The organism is Streptomyces adustus (genome assembly GCF_009377175.1).
GTDB classification, from domain to species: Bacteria; Actinomycetota; Actinomycetes; order Streptomycetales; family Streptomycetaceae; genus Streptomyces; species Streptomyces adustus.
Map to the genome: position 1 here is coordinate 1 of NZ_VJZD01000447.1, position 3,638 is coordinate 3,638.

Annotated in this window: 3 protein-coding genes; 2 read left to right on the top strand and 1 reads right to left on the bottom strand. The window is 66.8% G+C overall.

What is annotated here, in order from left to right; translation table 11 throughout:
- Positions 1-312: 312 nt before the first annotated feature.
- Positions 313-666 carry a hypothetical protein gene (locus tag FNH09_RS45265; protein ID WP_152895696.1) on the top strand — a complete coding sequence of 118 codons (354 nt, stop codon included), beginning with the start codon at positions 313-315 and terminating at the stop codon, positions 664-666.
- Between the two features lie 84 nt (positions 667-750).
- Here the strand turns inward: FNH09_RS45265 and FNH09_RS45270 are convergent, their stop codons facing one another.
- Positions 751-1,479: a hypothetical protein gene (locus FNH09_RS45270; RefSeq protein ID WP_152895697.1), complete on the bottom strand. Its 729-nt coding sequence runs from the start codon at positions 1,477-1,479 to the stop codon at positions 751-753.
- Between the two features lie 1,933 nt (positions 1,480-3,412).
- Between FNH09_RS45270 and FNH09_RS45275 the strand changes: the two genes are divergently transcribed.
- Positions 3,413-3,638: hypothetical protein (locus FNH09_RS45275; RefSeq protein WP_152895698.1), on the top strand; the 226-nt coding region annotated here is incomplete at its 3' end.

Consider the following 3,638-nt stretch of genomic DNA (forward strand, 5'->3'; position numbering starts at 1 on the left):
CCCACAACTGTCCCCACCCCCCTTCGGATCGACCTACAAACCCGCAGGTCACCACGCCTTTCCGGGCATGGTCGGGAGCCTGACATCCCCCTCTGCACACCCCCGCGCCCCCGTGACCAGGAAGAAAGAAGGGAAAGAGGACGGGCGGGACGGAGTGAGCGCGCCGCCGGGGGATCGGGGCGCCCTGGTGTCTGCTCGCGCGTCGGCGGGGCCGCGCGCGGGCCGGGCCGACAAGCAGCCCGCCCACCCTCTGGCGGGTGATCTTGTGCGGGGGAGCGTGACCGTACGAGTGGGCAGCGGGGTTGACCGCGTATGCACCTGACCCGACGCCTGCTCACCACGACGGCTGCCGTCGCCGCCGTCCTCGCGACCGCCCTGTCCGCTGCTCCGCCGACCACCGCCGCCGCTGCCGCCGTCGCACCGTGCACGTCGACCTGGCAGGCCGTTCAGAAGGTGGCCGTGCGCATGCCGGCGTGGAACGAGGGACCGGTCGCGACGACGCGATCGCCGATCGTGCGGTACCTGCACCGGGGCGAGCGGGTGCGCTCGTGTGTCGTCGCCGTCGGCCGCAACTCCTGGTCGCAGTACCACGAGTGCGGCGGCGGGAGCCTGTGGCGCATCGTGCGCGGAGGCCAGGTGCCTTCCGGGTGCCTGCGCCGGGCGTGAGCGGAGGAGCGGATCCGGTGCACCGCGACTACGACCAGGCCCTCGCGCTCATTCTGAGCCTGATCGGTTCCGGAAAGACGCGGCTTATCCGTGCTCAGCTCGTCGGGTGCGGGCGTGACGCCTGTCCCGCACTCTTGCTGCTCTGGCAATGCGGAGGGACAGTTCCAGGCGATCGAGCCGCTCCATGTAGTCGTCCAGGGCCGGAGCGAACGACATGCAACGGTCCACGACCCACTCGAACATCTCGTCCGTCGGCATCGCCTCGCCCGCGAGATATCTCTCGACCCGTGAGACTCGCGTGTCGAACAACAACCATCGGTCGTCCTGCAGCCCGGTCTCACCAATCAGGGCGCTCAGTTCGGTGATGAACCGCTGTTGCTCGGGGGGAACGGAGATGGTGACGCGCGGCGCCCTTGGTTCGTAGTCCCGTTCAAAGAGGATGTCCCGGACGAGGCGTTCGTAGCGCGTCATCCACTCAACCGCGAGTTCTGCGCCTTCGTGACCAACGGGGAGTCGATTGATCCAAGCCCAACCAGGCTTCTCGTGTAGGTGTTCTGGTTCCGCTGGTCTTTCGTCCATTGGGTTTCCGGCCCACCAGCGGAGCAGGGTGCCCACCGTTTTATGCGTCGGCAGGCGAGTGCCGGACAGCGCCGCATACAGGGCAGCTCTGGAGACCGTGGTCTCGGGGTGCTGGGCAATCCACGCGACTGGCGCCTGGTCTGCGCCGAGAAGACGAAGGTCGTACGCGAACTTCTGGAGTCGCCCATCTGCAGGGTTCGGGATCTTGGGGCGAGCTGGCATCTGCGCGTTCACCTCCCTCTCTGACTGATGTCTCGCGACATCTTTTTACAACATTTTGGTGTCAGTGCGCCCCCTTAGGATTCTTCGAAGCGACAAGAACAGCCGCGAGGGAGACCTGAGTTGACGGTCTTCTGAAGAGGCAGCCGGGCCAACGGGTTCTGGTCGTGCAGCAGTCTGATGCCGGTCGCACCTGGAGGTGACACGACTGCGGCCCCCCGGGCCAACGGGGGGCCGCACAGCAGTCCGATGGGTCTCGCACCCGAACCAAGAAGCACGCGAGCACTTCAGTGAATGGAGCAGAACCATCAGTTCCAACCCCGAGCCTACGGGGCAGGCCGACCTGCCGTCGAGCCAGCCCACCCGATGGAAGTCATGTTGGACGGCGGTCCGTGGCTTCTCTGCAAGACACCGAGGTCTAAGCGCACTTGTCGGCGCCGGCGTCCTTGGTCTGATGAGCGGAGCCTGCAAGGTCCTCGGTCAGGACTTTGCTGAGCAGCTCGTCACTTGGGCCAGCCGACGCTGACCCGATCTCTTGCGACGGCGGCCCGTCAGGCTCTCCCCGGCGGGCCGCCGTCGCGGCTGCAATCGGCGAGCGGCAGCGGAGCAGACCACGTAGGTGCGCGCGATCATGGCCAGCCCTTTCGGCATGAGGCCCCTTTGAAGTCTCGCTGCCTCACCACGTAGGGGCAACAAGACCCACATGGAGAGGAATTGGACTGAGCAACCCGTCGCGGCCGGTACGATGTTGCTGACCGCTGCGTGTCTTCGTGTGGCCAGATGAAGCCGAGGACGCCGAGCGCCTTTAAAAAAAAGCCGTTCGAGTGTGACGAGCATCACCAGCGAGTGTTACGGATTGTGTAATTCGGCAGGCACGGTGACTCATAGACCTGTGAGGTCTCGGGGCGCGACCGACGGCTTCGGCTCTCGACTTCGAAAGCGGTCCCCTCTCCATGCCGTCCTTTCCGCCTCTCGGTGCAGCGAGGTGGCTTCTCGCCTCCGTACGCACGCTTCCCCTGCTCCTGATCGTCGTGTTTTCGGCCCCTGCGTGGGTGGTCTGGCCGTTCCTGTCTGCCGCCCGGCAGCAGGTCGTGCTGGAGATGGTGCGCACTCTCGCCGCCTGGGCGAGCGGCACGGCACTCGCAGAGAGCCCGTCCGTGAACAGCGCACAGACCCGGCTCCCACATGCCCGTGAGGGGCAGGGAATGGGCACTGGTACCCGCTCGCCGGCCGTCAGGCAGCGGCAGGGGCAGGGACGTCCTCGGAGACGGAGGCGGCGGCGCGCTTGAGAGCCTGTCCCCGGCAGCATCCGCGCGGCGTCCGCCCGACAACACAAAGAGGCCGGCGCCCAGTCCGCGCGAGCGCGGGTGGCAAGGGCGCCGGCCACCGAAAGCCCCCGAAGGGACACCTCTTACTCTACGGCCCCGCACCGTCTGCTCACCCCGCTCTGAGCGCATGTCACAGCCCGCCCCGCGGAACGCCTCAGCGCCTCCCTGGCCACACGCGAGGGCGCAGCACAGCCCTTGGGCGCAGCCAAGCCCGACAAGCGCGCAGGGCGCAGCACAAGACCTTCATTCTGGTCGGGGTGGGCGGGGCGTGGTGGGCCACCGGCCGCCGCCCCCCGGGGCTCCGCCCCGGGGGAGTCCGCCACTCCGTGGCGCCCTCGCCTCGCGCTCCGCGCAGCGGCATGACCCGAGCGCTCCGCGCGGGTCATCAATCAAATCGCTCCGCGATTTTCAGCGGCGACCGGCGCCCCACCACGCCCCGACTACCCCGACCAGAATGAATTCTGAAGCTTATTTGCGAGGAAAATCGAGAATAAAAAAGTCCCCTGAACTGTCGTTTTTAGCTCCGCATTCTGCCCTTGATTCGGTAGAGTTCTCTTTGTCGGGAGGCCGTGGCAGCCAAACGACACCGAAAGCCAAACCCGAGAAAAAGGGAAAACAGAATGCAGAACGAGCAGCAGCGTTACCAGCTTGGCGCCCGTGAAGAATCCGGACGCTACCCCGTCACGGTCAACGGCACCCCCGCCGGATGCGTCTACCGCCGCCACGGAAGCTGGTTCCCGGAAATGCCGGGACACCGAATCGAGAGCCGCGGCACCAGCCGGACCGGTGCCGCCGAAATCCTCGTTGCCGCCGTCGACCAGGGTAAGCGCCCCACCATCCCCGCGC

Coding starts and splice junctions, on each gene's coding strand:
- FNH09_RS45265 (WP_152895696.1), top strand. CDS start 313: ATGCACCTGACCCGACGCCTGCTCACCACGACGGCTGCCGTCGCCGCC.